This is a genomic window from Caulobacter sp. ErkDOM-E, assembly GCF_048541895.1.
Classification (GTDB): domain Bacteria; phylum Pseudomonadota; class Alphaproteobacteria; order Caulobacterales; family Caulobacteraceae; genus Caulobacter.
Window position 1 is genome coordinate 3,403,985 of record NZ_CP183331.1, and the last position, 15,785, is coordinate 3,419,769.

Annotated in this window: 15 protein-coding genes, 1 tRNA gene and 1 pseudogene; 8 read left to right on the top strand and 9 right to left on the bottom strand. The window is 61.6% G+C overall.

The features are described from left to right. Positions 1–123 precede the first annotated feature (123 nt). Entirely contained in the window at positions 124–570 is a 447-nt protein-coding gene (locus tag ACN2C7_RS16665) for a very short patch repair endonuclease (protein ID WP_419318404.1), read from the bottom strand. A gap of 74 nt (positions 571–644) precedes the next feature. Here ACN2C7_RS16665 and ACN2C7_RS16670 point away from each other — a divergent pair, with 74 nt between their 5' ends. Further along, a complete protein-coding gene (locus ACN2C7_RS16670; protein ID WP_419318406.1) occupies positions 645–2,219 on the top strand; it encodes a DNA cytosine methyltransferase in 1,575 nt (524 codons plus the stop codon). Here the strand turns inward: ACN2C7_RS16670 and ACN2C7_RS16675 are convergent. Together ACN2C7_RS16675 and ACN2C7_RS16680 are read right to left on the bottom strand one after the other, a co-directional pair. Then, a complete protein-coding gene (locus tag ACN2C7_RS16675; protein ID WP_419318408.1) occupies positions 2,216–5,143 on the bottom strand; it encodes a hypothetical protein in 2,928 nt (975 codons plus the stop codon). The genes ACN2C7_RS16670 and ACN2C7_RS16675 overlap by 4 nt on opposite strands. A gap of 179 nt (positions 5,144–5,322) precedes the next feature. Further along, complete coding sequence (locus ACN2C7_RS16680; protein ID WP_419318410.1) at positions 5,323–5,724, bottom strand: hypothetical protein; 402 nt, start codon at positions 5,722–5,724, stop codon at positions 5,323–5,325. A gap of 43 nt (positions 5,725–5,767) precedes the next feature. On the opposite strand from ACN2C7_RS16680, the gene ACN2C7_RS16685 reads away from it, so the two are divergent. Then, complete coding sequence (locus tag ACN2C7_RS16685) at positions 5,768–6,763, top strand: hypothetical protein (RefSeq protein ID WP_419318412.1); 996 nt, start codon at positions 5,768–5,770, stop codon at positions 6,761–6,763. On the opposite strand, the gene ACN2C7_RS16690 is transcribed toward ACN2C7_RS16685, so the two are convergent. Then, entirely contained in the window at positions 6,748–7,149 is a 402-nt protein-coding gene (locus ACN2C7_RS16690) for a hypothetical protein (protein WP_419318414.1), read from the bottom strand. The genes ACN2C7_RS16685 and ACN2C7_RS16690 overlap by 16 nt on opposite strands. Before the next feature lie 271 nt (positions 7,150–7,420). Between ACN2C7_RS16690 and ACN2C7_RS16695 the strand changes: the two genes are divergently transcribed. Next, complete coding sequence (locus tag ACN2C7_RS16695) at positions 7,421–7,642, top strand: hypothetical protein (RefSeq protein WP_419318416.1); 222 nt, start codon at positions 7,421–7,423, stop codon at positions 7,640–7,642. A 2-nt stretch (positions 7,643–7,644) separates the two neighbouring features. Then, complete coding sequence (locus ACN2C7_RS16700) at positions 7,645–7,869, top strand: hypothetical protein (RefSeq protein ID WP_419318418.1); 225 nt, start codon at positions 7,645–7,647, stop codon at positions 7,867–7,869. Between the two features lie 44 nt (positions 7,870–7,913). Here the strand turns inward: ACN2C7_RS16700 and ACN2C7_RS16705 are convergent, their stop codons facing one another. Further along, complete coding sequence (locus tag ACN2C7_RS16705) at positions 7,914–8,252, bottom strand: hypothetical protein (RefSeq protein ID WP_419318421.1); 339 nt, start codon at positions 8,250–8,252, stop codon at positions 7,914–7,916. Between the two features lie 686 nt (positions 8,253–8,938). Between ACN2C7_RS16705 and ACN2C7_RS16710 the strand changes: the two genes are divergently transcribed. Then, entirely contained in the window at positions 8,939–9,499 is a 561-nt protein-coding gene (locus ACN2C7_RS16710) for a recombinase family protein (protein WP_419321488.1), read from the top strand. A 436-nt stretch (positions 9,500–9,935) separates the two neighbouring features. On the opposite strand, the gene ACN2C7_RS16715 is transcribed toward ACN2C7_RS16710, so the two are convergent. The 4 genes and pseudogenes from ACN2C7_RS16715 to cpdR form a co-directional block, all read right to left on the bottom strand. Then, on the bottom strand, positions 9,936–11,273 hold the full coding sequence (locus ACN2C7_RS16715; RefSeq protein WP_419321489.1) for a tyrosine-type recombinase/integrase: 1,338 nt from the start codon (positions 11,271–11,273) through the stop codon (positions 9,936–9,938). 60 nt (positions 11,274–11,333) lie between these two features. Next, a pseudogene (locus ACN2C7_RS16720) lies at positions 11,334–11,594 on the bottom strand (DUF6538 domain-containing protein); the annotation flags it as partial. A 74-nt stretch (positions 11,595–11,668) separates the two neighbouring features. After that, positions 11,669–11,743 (bottom strand) — tRNA-Val (locus ACN2C7_RS16725). Between the two features lie 118 nt (positions 11,744–11,861). Next, positions 11,862–12,218 (bottom strand): cell cycle two-component system response regulator CpdR, encoded by a 357-nt coding sequence (cpdR, locus tag ACN2C7_RS16730; protein ID WP_062144046.1) that lies wholly within the window; start codon positions 12,216–12,218, stop codon positions 11,862–11,864. 164 nt (positions 12,219–12,382) lie between these two features. On the opposite strand from cpdR, the gene ACN2C7_RS16735 reads away from it, so the two are divergent. From ACN2C7_RS16735 to typA, 3 genes are all read left to right on the top strand, one after another. Next, on the top strand, positions 12,383–13,321 hold the full coding sequence (locus ACN2C7_RS16735; RefSeq protein ID WP_419318423.1) for an N-formylglutamate amidohydrolase: 939 nt from the start codon (positions 12,383–12,385) through the stop codon (positions 13,319–13,321). Between the two features lie 17 nt (positions 13,322–13,338). Next, positions 13,339–13,638, top strand: a complete 300-nt coding sequence (locus ACN2C7_RS16740; RefSeq protein WP_419318426.1) for a hypothetical protein — start codon at positions 13,339–13,341, stop codon at positions 13,636–13,638. Between the two features lie 231 nt (positions 13,639–13,869). Beyond that, complete coding sequence (gene typA, locus ACN2C7_RS16745) at positions 13,870–15,702, top strand: translational GTPase TypA (RefSeq protein WP_419252467.1); 1,833 nt, start codon at positions 13,870–13,872, stop codon at positions 15,700–15,702. The last annotated feature ends 83 nt before the right edge of the window (positions 15,703–15,785 follow it).

The following is a 15,785-nucleotide window of genomic DNA, read 5'->3' on the forward strand; positions in this document are numbered from 1 at the left end:
AGCCCCCGCTCCCAAACTGTTATGCAGCGCTACGACAACATGGGACGCAAGCACTTGGTGTCAGGTTGTCATGCGGTGGCGCTGCGCGCCAGCATCAACCGGAGGGCGTTTCGGGGGGGATGTTTAAAGTGGCGCTGTTTCAAAGCGTATGGCGGCCAAATCGAACCAGCCGATCAGTGCTTCGACAGTCTTTTCCACATGCCCCGCTGCAAGCGAGCACTCCCATATCGTGGCGACTCGCCAGCCGTTCGCCAGCAACTGAGTTTCTGCCCGGGCATCGCGCTCGGCGTTGCCCTCAAATTTTCTCTGCCAGAAATCCGGCCTGGTGGATGGCGTGGTCGCGAAGCGACAATTCTCATGTCGATGCCAAAAGCATCCGTGGACGAAGATCGCGATCTTTCGACTTGGAAGAACGATGTCTGGGCGGCCTGGCAAATCCTTGCGGTGCAACCGAAAGCGAAATCCGTTCCTGTGAAGCGTGCGACGGAGCAGCATTTCCGGCTTGGTGTCTCGACCTCGGATCGAGGCCATCATCCTTGAGCGTGTTGCCGCATCGACTACATCAGCCACGAGACTTAAGTTCCTGACATTTCCCGGCGGGGTCGCTAAAGGTGGCGGCCCGTCGGAGGGCAGATTCGAGAGCCATGCCTGAAACATACAGGGTCATCGACCTCTTTGCTGGACCGGGCGGCCTGGCCGAGGGGTTCGCGAGCCTGAAGCATGGCGGCAAGCACCCTTTCAAGATCGCACTCTCGGTCGAGAAGGAGGCCTCTGCCTACAAGACGCTGCTCTTGCGCTCGTTCCTTCGTCAATTCGACGGAGAGCGCCCCTATGAATATTCGCGGTGGCTCGCCGGGTCGATCAGTGAGCCGGATTGGGCGTCCCTTTACCCCGACCAATGGCAGGCCGCCACAGAGCATGCGCTGAAGTTGGAGTTGGGCACGGATCATGCGGCCGCCGTCCTCGCGCCTCTGCTGACTGACCTGGCCACAGAAAAGACTATCGTTATCGGTGGCCCGCCCTGCCAGGCCTATTCGGTCGTCGGTCGCAACCGCAACCGTGGCACCGAGGGCTACGAGGCGAGCAAGGATCACCGGCATTTCCTCTACAAGGAATACATCGGGATCTTGAACAAGGCGCGGCCAGTGGCTTTCGTCATGGAGAACGTCAAAGGCATTCTGTCTTCCAAGGTCGATGGCGTCAGGATTCTTGATCTCGTTCTTCGCGATCTGAAGGATGCTGGCGGCACTACCGACAGCTACAAGCTGGTCGCACTGGATCCTCAGACGGAGGACCTGTTCGACACCCATGAGCCAGAAGCCGCGATAGACTTCTTGATCCAGGCCGAGCATTTCGGCGTGCCGCAGGCACGGCACCGGATGATCATCGTTGGCATACGAGCCGATCACGCTCAGTTTCTTGAGAAGCGCCGCAACGGTCCGCTGATGCCGCGATGGACTGAAAATCTGGCGACCGTGGACCACGCCTTGAGTGGCATCCCGCCTCTGCGCAGCGGCCTCAGCAAGGCGGATACGTTTCAGGCTTGGCGGGATGCGGTCCTGGACGCCATGGAATTGGTTATCCAGGCGACCAAGAATGCCAAGTCAGATCTCGTTCAGGCCATGCATGAGGACGCGCTGATCGCGGCCGATGAATTCGGTCTGAAGTGCCCCCTGTACCCACGGAAGGCGGATCAGGCCGAAAGCATCAATGATGGTTGCCCGGAGGCTCTGCGCGATTGGCTGGAAGGAACGGCTGGAGGGCGCCTGGCCAATCATGAGAGCCGCAGCCATATGCCCGCCGATCTGGCCCGCTACTTTTTCTGCGCGGTTTTCGCGAGAAAACACAACCGCTCACCGAGAGCGGAGGAGTTCCCCGATGAACTCGTTCCGCAGCACGCGAACTGGACCTCGGGGCACTTTGTGGACCGCTTCAGGGTTCAACGATACGGACGCTCGGCCACAACCATAACCAGCCACATCGCCAAGGATGGTCACTACTTTATCCACCCGGACCCATTGCAGTGCCGGGCTCTTACCGTGCGCGAAGCCGCAAGGCTCCAGACCTTCCCTGACGACTATCTCTTCCTGGGAAACCGTACCGAGCAATTCATTCAAGTCGGCAATGCCGTCCCTCCCTTCCTGGCGCGCCAGATCGCGGAAACCGTGTTGAACATCCTTCACCAAGCCGATGGGCCGGGGACTGAGCATACCAGCTAAAATTTCACAGCCCGACCTCGTACCTCGTAGCGGCGTTGTCGATCCAGTTGGATACGGAGATCGTACCTGGCTCGCCCAAGCGCATCGCGGGCGAGAAGGCGGTGGAGCAGGCGCGGCGCCAGCAGCAGCCAATGCTTGGCGTCGCCTTGGCGCCGGAAACCCATGTTTCGCCCCGCAGACTGGTTGAACTCATCAACGTGCCGCAAGCCGACTAAATCATCCCGACCACACCATGCGTTCAAGGCCTCCAGACGCTCATACTCGTCTGGGGAAACAAAGGTCATGGTCTGCGCGACGTCGCGGCCGATGTAGGCATTGCTGCCCCGCGCTCGGGCGTGTGTCGTCGTGCCTTCAAGCATCGACACCTTGTTGCTGATCACCACAACGCCGGGATGGTCGGCCTGGAACGTCCGAACCGCCAGCGGCAGTTTGGCAGCGCAGATGTTGCGCTGGGCCACAACGGATACGCTGTCCCTGTCCAGGCCGCTGGCCTCATATTCGCCGATGAACCATGGCGCCCCAAGGCGTCTCGTGACGGCGACAGGCACGGCTTCAGTGGTTAGAACCAGCACGCGACGGGCAACGCCTGTCCACCAAGTGTGGGGGGCGACGAACCACGGGCGGCCTGCCCGACTGGCGTACAGGTCGAAGCGATCCTCGTCCTCGCCGCCATAGTCCCCGGACCAAGCCGTTTCCACGGCCTCCCAGTCCTTGACGGGGATGCGAGAAATTTCCCTCACGGTCTGGAAGTCGATGTCTTGCTTCGCGCCATCAGCGAATGGCGCCGAGTTCGCAGCCCGAAAGCGTTCGTAGCTTTGCCACTGACCGGCCAAGTTGCCGCGATTGCCGCTCCAGACCTTGGGCGCGGACGCAATAAGGCGCCGCACCCATTCCACCACCTCTGCTCGGTGCATCACCACGAGGTCGGTCGTCTCGACCTCATCATGAACGAGCACGGCCAGCATCATGCGGCGGCGGCAGCCCCGAAGGTGGAACTTGTCCTCGAACGGATTTTCCACGTCCCAGAAATGACGGTCCCACATGGTGCGCGTCTGGGTGTTGTCGTTCCAGGCATGGGCCACCTGATGCACCGAAAAGAAGACCGGCAACTTGTCGCCAATCTCCCGCCACATCGTGGCGTGAGCCGCGCGGAAGTAGTCGATGACCTTTGGCTGTAGCTGCTTGATCGCGGACAAGAGGTGCGGGGCGTTCAAGCCCGCCGCCGTCGCCGTGGTGATCTCTCCAAGCGACAGAGCGGTCCGCGCCGCCTTATAGGCCTCCGAGAAGCTGGGAAGGACCACAGCGTGAAAAAGTCGCCCGTCCCACACCCGGTTGAAATCGTCGCACTTTGTCCGCGCCGTCTCGTAATCGTTGAACGCATACATCGACGGCAGGCGGTCGCCGTTGGCGGCGACGTTGTGGATTCGCCGGTGATCCCTGAATAGCGACGATGTTTTGCGGATGCCTTCAGGTCCGCTGACCATGGCGACTTCATGCCTGAACACAGTCGCCAACAGCGCGGCGCGCAGGTGCTTTGAGGCCTCATCTTTGGTGGTAGCTCCAGCTATCGCGACCTGGTGAGGGCATGGCTCGACCGAGCGCGCCGCCGCGCCCAACGGAATTTCGACCACCTGCCAGGGCTCGACGGCCTGGTCCGTGCGGTAGCGGTTCACCCACAACTTCAGCATTGCACCGAGCGGGATGGGAAGCTGGCGTGGCGACAGTTCCTCCGCGCCGCGACCGTTCAGCATGATCGTCTTGTAGCCTTCGAGCATGATGGACGACGGCGTGTGGTCGGCTGGGCCGTTCTGGAACACGGCTCGCCAACCGCCACCCGCATGTTCGAGGCGAACGAACTTCGGCCAGTCGCCGAAGAAGGCGGCCATGCGGTCTTCGCAGTATTTGAACTCGTCATCGGACAGGTGGGTCTTGAACACATGCGATGGCGTTGCGCTCGCCGGTCGGGCGCGCGCAGTGGACGTCACCACTCGATCAACGAACGGTGATGGCGTGAAGAACAGCATGGAGGCGTCCCGCGCGGCGCGTTCCGGCCACTTCTCCCAAAGCGTCACCTGCGGAACGATCTCCCCAGCGGGAACGCCGAGCACGCTTGGTTTTTCAAGCAGCCGCAAGCCGTTGGGCATCCGCCGGAATTGTTCAGGCAGGCTGACGGAAGCGTCAGCCGTAATTCCGGTAGGCACCTTGAGGGTGCGGAGCACATCCGGGTGCAGACGACGCCAATGTTCGATCAATCCGGCGCGAATGGCGGCGCCTGGCTCGTTCAGGCATGGAAACTGCGTCACGGCCAAGTCGGTGCGAAAGGCGACGTGGATGTGCAGCCCCTTGTTGCCGGAATAGTTGACGGTGATCCCGGCGAAGTCGGCGAACGCCGCACAGTGGCGGTAGAGATCGCCCATCGGACAATCGAGCACATTCTTCTTCGATCTTAGCCAGGACAGTTGTTCGCCGAGGAACTGGACGTCCTCGTCGAACTCGAAGGTGAACACCTGGACCGGCGCCATGGTGACACGGCTGCTGGGCGGCTCCCAGATCTGGCGATCATCGTCGAACGGATCGGGGAACTGGGTGCCAATCCGTAGCGGGTTTGCAAAGAATGACAGGCCGTTGCGCGGGTCACAATCGAGGCCGAAAGAGTCGGGCTCGACGACGAGCGTTTTGGCCATCAGATGATTGCGGCCTTGGCTGTATTTCACGACATCCACGGGCACGTACAAGCCAGGCCCGACGTCGGGCCGGAATAGCTGTGGGCCTAGAAATTGGTCGGCGAACTCGTCGGTCCGCCGCTTCATCGCATGACGGAACTGGTTGGCCGCGCGCTTGCCGAGGGCGGGTTCAAAAAAGTCCGTCCAGAGAGATTCGCACTGTTCTACGACGGTTGCCGGATAGGTCATTGGATTGCTCAAGGTGAATGCTCCTGCGGCGGCACCCGCAAGAGCACTCGGTCTTCGCGCCGGATGGCGGAGAAGTTGAGGGGATCGCTTCTGGCTGGAATTAGCGTTCAGGGCGATTGATCGCTATGCCGAGCGATCCATATTCTAATTATACTTAATAGCGCTTGAAAATTCGATATTATTCGTTGACTTTAATGGATTTGTATCTCTTGCGATTTTGCACTATATTGTTCCGTCATTGATCTGGAGGTATCTTGAAGGAACAGGTGGCGCTGATTTACTGCTTGGCCATTCGAGCGCATCGACAGCGCGACGGCGCCGTTGATGTCAACGAACTGGCGGACTTCCTCGACAAAGCGGCCGGGCGAGAACAATGGCTCGCCACGCGGCAATGGCTGTTCAGGTCGCCCCCGCCGGTCTTCCGTCCGGGATTCCTGTCCGTGCCGGTCGTTTGTCGGCGCGAAACGGCGGTGCGCTTTCAGGCCTCGGATGAAGTCGCGCGCCGTCTCGTGAGCTTTGAGGCTGTCGTGGGCGCCCATCTTCGGCGATGGCGGTGGGTGGCGTTCCAGGTTCGCCCCGACGCTGGCGCGCATGGCGCCTTTCCGTGGGAGCAACCCAGTCAAGTCGAGCCGACTCATGCCTGAGCCGCGACAAGCCACCTTCGGCTGGGCCACCGCCGACCTGATCCACCTCGACAGGCTGGCGCCTGGCCTGATCGGCCGGGTGATGACCGTCTCGCCCAGACGGCGCCAAGCGATCTTCGCGGTCATCGCCAGCCGCGCTTACACGCACATCGGGCAGGTGGATGACGCCACGCTTGATGCTGAACTGGCCCACATCCTTCGCCAGGAGCGAGCGGCGGAAATCCTCGCCTACGCCTTCGGAGCGGTGCCGGAGGGCCTGATGGGCACCTTGGAGAAGTTCGATGTGGGGCCGATGCCCACGTCCGACGCCTATGAAAAGCTGCGGCTCGTCTTCACCGACCCGGCCAATCGAGCCAAGGCCGATCTGCTGGCCCGCGTGACGACGATCAATGAGGGCAAGCTCGCGGTCATCGACGCCTTGGACCCGCGATGGCGGATCGAAACCGTGCTCGACCGCATCAACTTGGCCATGGCCGCTCGCGAATTGAATCGTGCCATGGCCTTCGTTCAGGCCGCCTGCTCGAAGGCGACGGATGAAACGCTCGTGCGTGCCCTTTCCAGATTGCCCGCCGAGCGGTCCCTTGCAGACTTGGTCACTCGCTACCTGAGACGGGCCGATCGCTTTCCTGATCAGCCCGTCAATGCGACCCAAGAGCTGCGGCCGCTGATCGGTGCCGAGGACTTCCTTCGCACGGGGCTGCGCTATCGCAATTGCCTTCGCGACCGGATCGGAGACGCCCTGACCGGCCGCGCGGCGTTCATCGAATTTCGAGGCGAGGCCATCCTGGAACTTCACCCCTTGGCGGGCGGTTTCGGTTGGCTCTTGGAAGAGGTCCATGTCGCCCGCAACGACTTCGTTCCGCTCGACCTTCGTCGAGACGCCGAAGCAGCCTGCCTGCAAGCCGGAGTGCATCATGTCGATCACCGCGCTGGCGGCAGCGACATCTTTCGGTGGTGTCGTTTGTTGCAGGGTCATGCCGCTGCCTGATCGTCTCGGAGGTGCGAAAAGCAGCGGCTCTCGAACATCATGAGTTCGACCGCGATCTGTTCGAAGGCGTTGCGGTCACCGCGATAAGCAAAGCGTGCGTGAAAGCCGTCTCGCTCGTTACAGATGACGACTTCCAGAGCGTCACCGAAGCGGAATGAAAGGGCGTCGCAGATCGAACCATCCGGCCCATCGCATTCCCCAAGATAATCGACCAGCAGGTCGTCTCTAAAGGCGACGCTGGCGCCAACCAGCAAGGCTGCGCCGTTGTGAAGATCGAAGGCCTCGTTCGTCGCGCCCTGATAGGCGGAAAATTCGGTCGGAGAATGGTCGCGACGCCAGGCGCCAAGGTCGGTGAAGTTGGTCGTGAGAAGCTGCTCAAATTGCATGGCAATATACCTATGGGTGTGATCGCCGTGTCGGCGTGTTGTGAAAATTCTGGGGCATGAAAATGGACGTACTTCGCGATCGCGAGGTGACGGGTTGGCTCCACCTCTTGACCTGATTTAACCGTAAATTGCGAGTGGTCGAAAAAGCTATATCTTTCTATTTCAGTTTTAAATCAATAACTTGCTCGATGCCTTCCGGCGACTGGCGGAGATAAATAGATTGAACGACCAGCGTTGTGCTGGTCGGCTCACCTACCTCCGAGGGGCGTCCATGAAAGACCTCTATACCGCGTTGTTTTTGCGCCGCCTCACAACCAGCAAGCGGCACTTCTCGACCTATTGGTGTTCTCGCGCACCGAACTATCTCGCGCTCGGCGGCGGGCTCTCAACCGACGCCAAGCTGGCTGTCTTCCGGCGGTTGATGGCTCGACACCGATGGCTGCTCGCCGCCCAGGTCGGGTGGTTGGTTCTGTTCGGCGACAGGGAGGCGTGAGCATGAACAAGCCATCCGCGCCGGGCACTTTCGACGCTCCCTACAAGATCGAGATGGAGATCAATTTCGACGACCAGGTTGATGATCATCGTCGGATCGTCGCCGAGCTATGGTGTTGCTACTACACGGAGAAGCGCTGGTTTCGCCGGGCGCTGACTCGGCTTGGCGTGGTTGTCTTCGAGTTCGAGGACATGACCGAAGCCACCATGTTTAGGCTCTCGCATTGATCGGCGCGATCAAGATGAGTAATCTATCCATAAATGTCATAAATTCATTCATCTAGCCCTATAACTGACATGTATTTCTGACGATCAATCCATGGAACAACGGTGATCATGCGGTGCAATTCTTGACGCCTCGAAATTCCAGGCACTATCTCGTATCCTTCATTACATTCATCATTCACGCGACCGGTCCAAACGTGATGTTCGTTTACGCTTTCGACAAACTTTACATCTTGTGAAACATCCAATTCAAACTCGTAGCTATTTGTTCTTGGGTTGATGATAGGAATAAATATATTGATCCATTCATCTTCAGATATTTCGTTTCCGGCTGGAAACACGGGAAACAATTGGTCAAAAATATTCTGAGTACTGTTAGGTTGCATTTGAACTATCCACTTGTTATTTAAATTGCCATTATCTAAATATAACATATGCAAAACCTGGGATTCAAAATTAAAATCACACCATTTATAACTTAGTTATATTGACAATTTGGCCCCAATTGTGATCCCGCCCCCATCGTCCTGACTGCTTGTCCTGACGATTGCGCGCCCGACGCTTGGGTGATGGTCGAACGGAGGTGAGGTGATTTCCCCTTCACTTATCTCGTTCCTTTATAGACTCAGTAAGGAGGGAGACATCCGTAGGGGTTTCCGACGACAACGGGCGCGCAGATCGGCGCGCAACCGTTCATCCAAACCTCCCGAATGTCCCGCTGTTGGCGCCCAGAAAGTCTTGTCGGAACAAGGGGGCGATCATCAGCCCCTAGCGTTCCTCCGATAATCCCTGTGCAGGAACGACTGAACCGCCAGGTTGGTGATGTGACTCAATCAGATGCTTTCCAGCACGCGATTCCGAGGGCGCCAGATCGAGGCCCGGCAACGGATTCTAGCCGCCGTTTATAGAGGGGGTTTTGTCACGCGGTCGGAAGCGACCGTTGGCTTGCCCCCCCGCCGAGCCATGAGCATCTGATCCAGCCCACCAATCACCACGGAGAACCCGCCTGAAGCGCGCCGCCCTGTACGTCCGTGTCTCGACCGATCAGCAGACCGTCGAGAACCAGCTTCTCATCCTCAACGAAGTCGCCGCCCGGTCGGGCTGGACCATCGTCCAGACCTTCGCCGACGAGGGCATCAGCGGGGCCAAAGGCAGGGACAAGCGGCCGGGCTTCGACGCCCTCCTAAAGGCCGTGGCGCGACGCGAGGTGGAAATCGTAGCGTCGTGGTCGGTGGACCGACTGGGACGCTCTCTGAGCGATCTGGTGGCCTTCCTGAGCGATGTGCGTGGCCAAGGCTGCGACCTCTATCTGCACCAGCAGGCCATCGACACGAGCACGCCGTCCGGTCGGATGCTCTTCCAGATGTTGGGCGTCTTCGCCGAGTTCGAGCGGGCGATCATCACCAGCCGCATCATCGCCGGGCAGGAACGCTCGCGCGCGAAGGGCACGCGCTTCGGCCGCCCGCCGGTTGCGCCGATCCGTCTCGATAGGGTCAGGAAAGCCCTCTCTGACGGCATGTCGATCCGGGCGGTCGCCAAAGCTACCGGCGTGTCCACGGCCACCGTCATGCGGACGAAACGGTCCATGCAGACGGTCGAAGAGGACCGTGGCCAGCCCGTCGCGTCGGCGTGATCCAGATTTAACGGCCGTTAAATCCGGCGCACAGGCATGGTGCCGCCGCCAACATCGTTGACCTCGCATCGTTCGGATCGGCAGCCTGACGGCCAATCCGCACCCGAGTCTAGGAGGTCCAAACATGGCCGACGACGCCATCAACAACGCTGCCGTAGAGACGGTGGAGGACGGTCTGGGTGGACCGTTGGGCGACCGTGAGAAAGCCCACCCAATCGGCCCTGTCGCGTCCACCACTTTCCTCCAAGCCCATGAACGGCCTGCGAAATCTGGAAAATCCAGAGCGCACAAGGGCTTCTGCGACACCACCATGCCGCACACGGTCATTTCCAGACCGTTAGAAGATGGTGGCAGTTCAGGCTCTTCACGCCGATCTGGCCGCGACACCAGCCTTGATCCAGAACCGTCTTCACGGTCGTTTTCACCGTCTTCACGGTCACGCCGTCGTCAGCGGCGAAACCCTCCCGGCCTCATCGTCCGTGGCACGATCTACCACGTCAGAATCAGAGTCCCCCGGAGCCTCGAAGCTCAGGTCGGGCGATAGGGCGCCGGATGGCGGCCTATTGGACGGCCGCAGATGACCAAGGTCCAAACCCGGAAACTCGACCTTCTCGACAGCCTGTAGCAGCGTGGAAAGACGGTAGCCACGGCCATAGGCGGCGGCGATCTCCACATCCCCCTTCCCTCCGGCGGACGCCCAGCCGCCGAGCGCGAGAGCGACTTCATGGGGGATGCCCGCCTCGCGCAGGGCATCGCGATAGCAGTGTCGAAAACTATGAAAGCAGGTTCGCGGACGCGCGGCGCCAGCCTTCTCTGTGAAACGGCTGAACCATCGGCTGAACTTGTCCGAGTAGTAGCCCGTGCTCGACGCGGGCAAATCGGAAAACAGCTTCCGGCGCCCTGCCCGCCGCTGCTTGGCGACGAAATCCATCAGCCCCAGATCATGAAGCGAGGGATGGATGGGGATGTATCGTTCGCTGCTGGCCGTCTTCAACCGCTTGTCGGAGGCCTCGGTGGAAGGCCCCAGACCCACGAAGATGCAATCGACGCCCTCGACGATCTGGATGTCGGCCACATCAAGCTGGCAGATTTCGTTCAGCCGCATCCCTGTGTAGAGGGCGATCAGCGGAATCCAGAAACGACCCCGCCGGGGGCGGCTCGGTCCCGGCGTGGCGTAGCCCGCGCCGTCGTCAATGCAACCGCGATAGAGCGGGGCGTCGAAAATCAGCCGGAGTTGCTCGCTGGCGAAGGGCAGGCGTTTGTCACGGCGCCGAATTGGGTCGATCACGCCGAGCCCTTTGGCGACGTTGCGCTCGACCCAGCCCTCCTGCACGGCGAACGTCAGCAAGGTCCGCAGCTTGGCCATGTAGCCGTTGATCGAGCCTGCGCTGAGAACTGTGGTCAGCCCGGTTTCCTTCGCCATGCGCGAAGCCTCGACCATGGTCATCTTTGGAAACCGCTTCGTCGGATTGGACGGCAAGGTTCGCAACACGTCGAGCAGTTCACGGCACTTGGCCCGGTCGATGTCATTGAGCGCGATGTCCGCGCCCCAGACGCCCGAGACCACGGTGAACAGGCCCTCGTAGATCGAGGCGGTCTTCTGTGTCCGGTCACGCGACGGGTCTGAGAGAAAAAGGTCGAACACCTCCCTGAACGTCTTCCCCGGCGCCGCTGGCTCGACCTTGGGAATAGCCACAGGCGACACGGGGGCGGTGATAGCGACCGCGACGGGATCACGCACAGCGAACGGCCCGACGCTCCAGTCTCCCGCCATAAGCCAACGCTCAAAATCAGCGACGACCAATCGCGCCTTACGAATCGCATCCGACTGAACCCCGGTGCCAAGGGATTTCGTCAGATGGGATCGCCCGACCTGAGCTTCGAGGCTCCGGGGGACTCTGATTCTGACGTGGTAGATCGTGCCACGGACGATGAGGCCGGGAGGGTTTCGCCGCTGACGACGGCGTGACCGTGAAGACGGTGAAAACGACCGTGAAGACGGTTCTGGATCAAGGCTGGTGTCGCGGCCAGATCGGCGTGAAGAGCCTGAACTGCCACCATCTTCTAACGGTCTGGAAATGACCGTGTGCGGCATGGTGGTGTCGCAGAAGCCCTTGTGCGCTCTGGATTTTCCAGATTTCGCAGGCCGTTCATGGGCTTGGAGGAAAGTGGTGGACGCGACAGGGATTGAACCTGTGACCCCCTCGATGTCAACGAGGTGCTCTCCCGCTGAGCTACGCATCCGCCAAAGCGACCCTGAAGCACTGTAAAAGTGTCCCGGGCGGGAAGGTGACGGGGTATAGCGGCGGCTTTCGCGTCGCGCAAGCCGCCAGATTTAAATTATGGGGCGGGGCGGAAAAACTCAGGCGGCCATCATCTTTTCGACTTCGGCGACCAGGTCGCGGAGGTGGACAGGCTTGGACAGCACCTTGGCGCCGGCGGGCGCGCGGTCTTGCGCCGACAGGGCCACGGCGGCGAAACCGGTGATGAACATGATGCGCAGGGCCGGGTCGCGGGCTGCGGCCTGGCGGGCCACCTCGATGCCGTCCATGCCGGGCATGACGATATCGGTCAGCAGCAGGTCCCACGGATGATCGAGATGCTGAACAGCCTCCTCGCCATCGGCGCAGGCCTGAACCTCGAATCCGGCGCGCTCAAGCGCCCGGGCCAGGAAACCCCGGAGCGAGTCGTCGTCTTCGGCGAGAAGGATGCGAGCCATGTTGGTCTTTTTCCGCAGATCGTCGGCTTTGGGGGGATCACTGTAACGCGCTGACTGTAAATCGGGGATGAACCCGGCGCCTGTTCGACAGGACCGCCCGACTTTTCCCGGTGGGGTGGCCAAAGGTGTTTGACCGCGCCCGGCCAGCCTTGCGACTATGACCCATGAGCGCTTGGGAGCCTAACGCGACGAGGAAGCCGCCAGCGACAGCCGCCGCGTCTTCCGTGGCTCCCCTCGCCGGCCCGGCCCATGAGGTTCTGCGCGCCGCGCCCGAACCCGCGCCGCCGCCCACGGCCCTGGTCTTCGCCTCGCCCCACTCAGGCAGCATCTATCCGGCCGACATGATGGCCGCCGCGCGGCTGGACGCCGAGGCGATCCGGGGCTCGGAAGACGCCTTCGTCGACCAGATCATCGCCGGCGCGCCCTCGCTGGGCGCAGCGGTGATCCAGGCGCGACTGGCCCGGGCCTATATCGATCTCAATCGCGAGCCGTGGGAGCTGGACCCGGCGATGTTCGAGGACGAACTGCCCGACTATGCCCGGAGCCGCTCGGCGCGGGTGGTCGCCGGCCTGGGGGCCATCGCCAGGGTCGCCGGCGAAGGACGCCCCATCTATGCCCGAAAGCTGACCTTCGCCGAGGCCCAGGCCCGCGTCGAGCTGGCCCACCGCCCCTATCACGACGCGCTGGACCGTCTGCTGGCCTCGGCGCGAGCGACTCATGGCTGCGCGGTTCTGGTGGACTGGCATTCGATGCCGGCGGCGGCGGCCCGGGGCCAGAGGGCGCGGGGCGGGGGGTCTTGCGATATCGTGCTGGGCGACCGGTTCGGCGCCGCCTGCTCGCCCAAACTCACCGCACTGGTCGAGCGAGAGCTGGAATCGATGGGCTATCGCGTGGCCCGCAACGCGCCCTATGCCGGCGGCTACACCACCGAGCACTATGGCCGGCCGGCGCGGCGTACTCACGCCCTGCAGATCGAGATCAACCGCGCGCTCTATATGAACGAGTCGACGCGCGAGCCGACCCAGGGGCTGATCAAGCTGGCCGCCGACGCCGATCGCCTGACCCGCGCCCTGGCGGATCTGGACGTTTCCAGCCTGCGTTAAGGCTCAGGATCGCCCTGTTGCGCCGATCCGATCGGCCGCTGGATCACCGCAGCAGCACCGGCCGGAGCCGGATTGATGGCCTTGTGACCGCTTTCAGCGTCCAGACCAAAAAAAAGCCCGGCTCGAGAGCCGGGCAGTTCATTAGGGAGGAAACGCCCAGGAAGGGCAGAGGCGACAAGGCCGCCTCACAGGTCGTTTATAGGGTGCGGTGCGAAATTGGGCAAGCGGAAAAGTGGACTTTAATGTCGATTTTGCTGAAGGGGTTTGAAGAAAAACCCATGCAGGACAAGGGTTATGTAACGCCGGTCGCTCAATAGCGCCCATTTTTCCCGCATGCTGCAGTGCACAATTGGTTGCCAGTGAAACAACTGCGCCTGCGAAGGGCTCTCAAACCCCGCAAAATCAAGGCTTTCGGGATGACACCGGTTTCCGTCGAATCTCCTTTCTCAACAGGTGGGGTGGATAAACGCAGCGCAGTCGCGTAAAAGCCGCGCGCCTGATGCGCGCAGCGTCATCTCCCGTCTCTTCCCCGAAAGTTCGCCTTCTCCATGTCCATGCGAAACATCGCCATCATCGCGCACGTCGATCATGGCAAGACCACCCTCGTCGATCAGCTCCTGGCCCAGTCCGGCATCTTCCGCGCGAACGAAGCCACGACCGAGCGCGCCATGGACTCCAATGACCAGGAGCGCGAGCGCGGGATCACTATCCTGGCCAAGTGCACCAGCGTCCTGTGGCACGGCGAAGCGGGCGAAACCCGCATCAACATCATCGACACCCCCGGCCACGCCGACTTCGGCGGCGAAGTCGAACGCATCCTGGGCATGGTCGACGGCTGCGTCATCCTGGTCGACGCCGAAGAAGGCGTCATGCCACAGACCAAGTTCGTCCTGGGCAAGGCCCTGAAGATGGGCCTGCGTCCGATCCTCTGCCTCAACAAGGTGGACCGTCCGCACGCCGATCCGGACCGGATCCTGAACGACGTGTTCGACCTGTTCGCCACCATGGGCGCCACCGACGAGCAACTCGACTTCCCGCACATCTATGCGTCGGGCAAGAACGGCTGGGCGACGCTGGACATGAACCAGCCCAACAGCACCCTGGCTCCCCTGTTCGACCTGATCGTGCGCCACGTGCCCGAGCCCAAGGTCGTCGAGAACGTCGACAAGCCGTTCCAGATCCTGTCGGTCCTGATCGAAAACGACCCCTTCCTGGGTCGCCTGCTGACCGGCCGCATCACCTCGGGCAAGGCCGTCCCCGGCATGTCGATCCACGCCCTGTCGCTGGACGGCAAGGAAATCGAGCGCGGCCGCATCACCAAGGTGCTGGCCTTCCGCGGCCTGAAGCGCCAGCCGGTTGACGAAGCCGAAGCCGGCGACATCGTCGCCATCGCGGGCCTGTCCAAGGCGACCGTGGCCGACACCCTGTGCGCCATGGAAGTCACCGAGGCCCTGCCCGCCCAGCCGATCGATCCGCCCACCATCTCGATGACCGTCTCGGTCAACGACAGCCCGCTGGCGGGCAAGGAAGGCGACAAGGTCCAGAGCCGCGTCATTCGTGACCGTCTGCTGCGCGAAGCCGAATCCAACGTGGCCATCAAGGTCAGCGAAACGGCCGAAGGCGACGCTTATGAAGTCGCCGGTCGCGGCGAACTGCAGCTGGGCGTGCTGATCGAAGGCATGCGCCGCGAAGGCTTCGAAGTGTCGATCAGCCGTCCACGCGTCGTGTTCCAGACCGATCCGGAAACCGGCAAGCGCCTTGAGCCGATCGAAGACGTCATGATCGACGTCGACGACGAGTTCTCGGGCATCGTCATCGAGAAGCTGTCGATGCGTAAGGCCGAGCTGAAGGACATGGGTCCGTCGGGCGCCGGCAAGACCCGCCTGCAACTGGTGGCCCCGTCGCGCTCGCTGATCGGCTATCAGGGCGAGTTCCTGACCGATACGCGCGGTTCGGGCGTGCTGAACCGCGTGTTCAGCCACTACGAGCCCTACAAGGGCGCCATCGACAGCCAGCGCAAGGGCGTGCTGGTTTCGAACTCGGAAGGCGAAACCGCCGCCTTCGCGCTGTGGAACCTGGAAGATCGCGGCACGATGTTCGTCGGCGCCGGCGAAAAGACCTATCAGGGCATGATCATCGGCGAGAACGCCCGTCAGGACGACCTCGACGTCAACCCGATGAAGGCCAAGCAGCTGAACAACATCCGCGCCTCGGGCAAGGATGAAGCCGTTCGCCTGACCCCGCCGCGCCGCATGACCCTCGAGCAGGCCATCGCCTATATCGAGGAAGACGAACTGGTCGAAGTGACGCCCAAGAACATCCGCCTGCGCAAGCAGACCCTGAACCCGTCGTTCCGCAAGCGTCGCGTCAAGGAAGAATAGGACCTCAAGTCCTGATCTGACAAAGGCCGCCGCCCCTCTCGGGTCGGCGGCCTTTTTTCTGGCTGAGCCCCGCGCCAAACCGT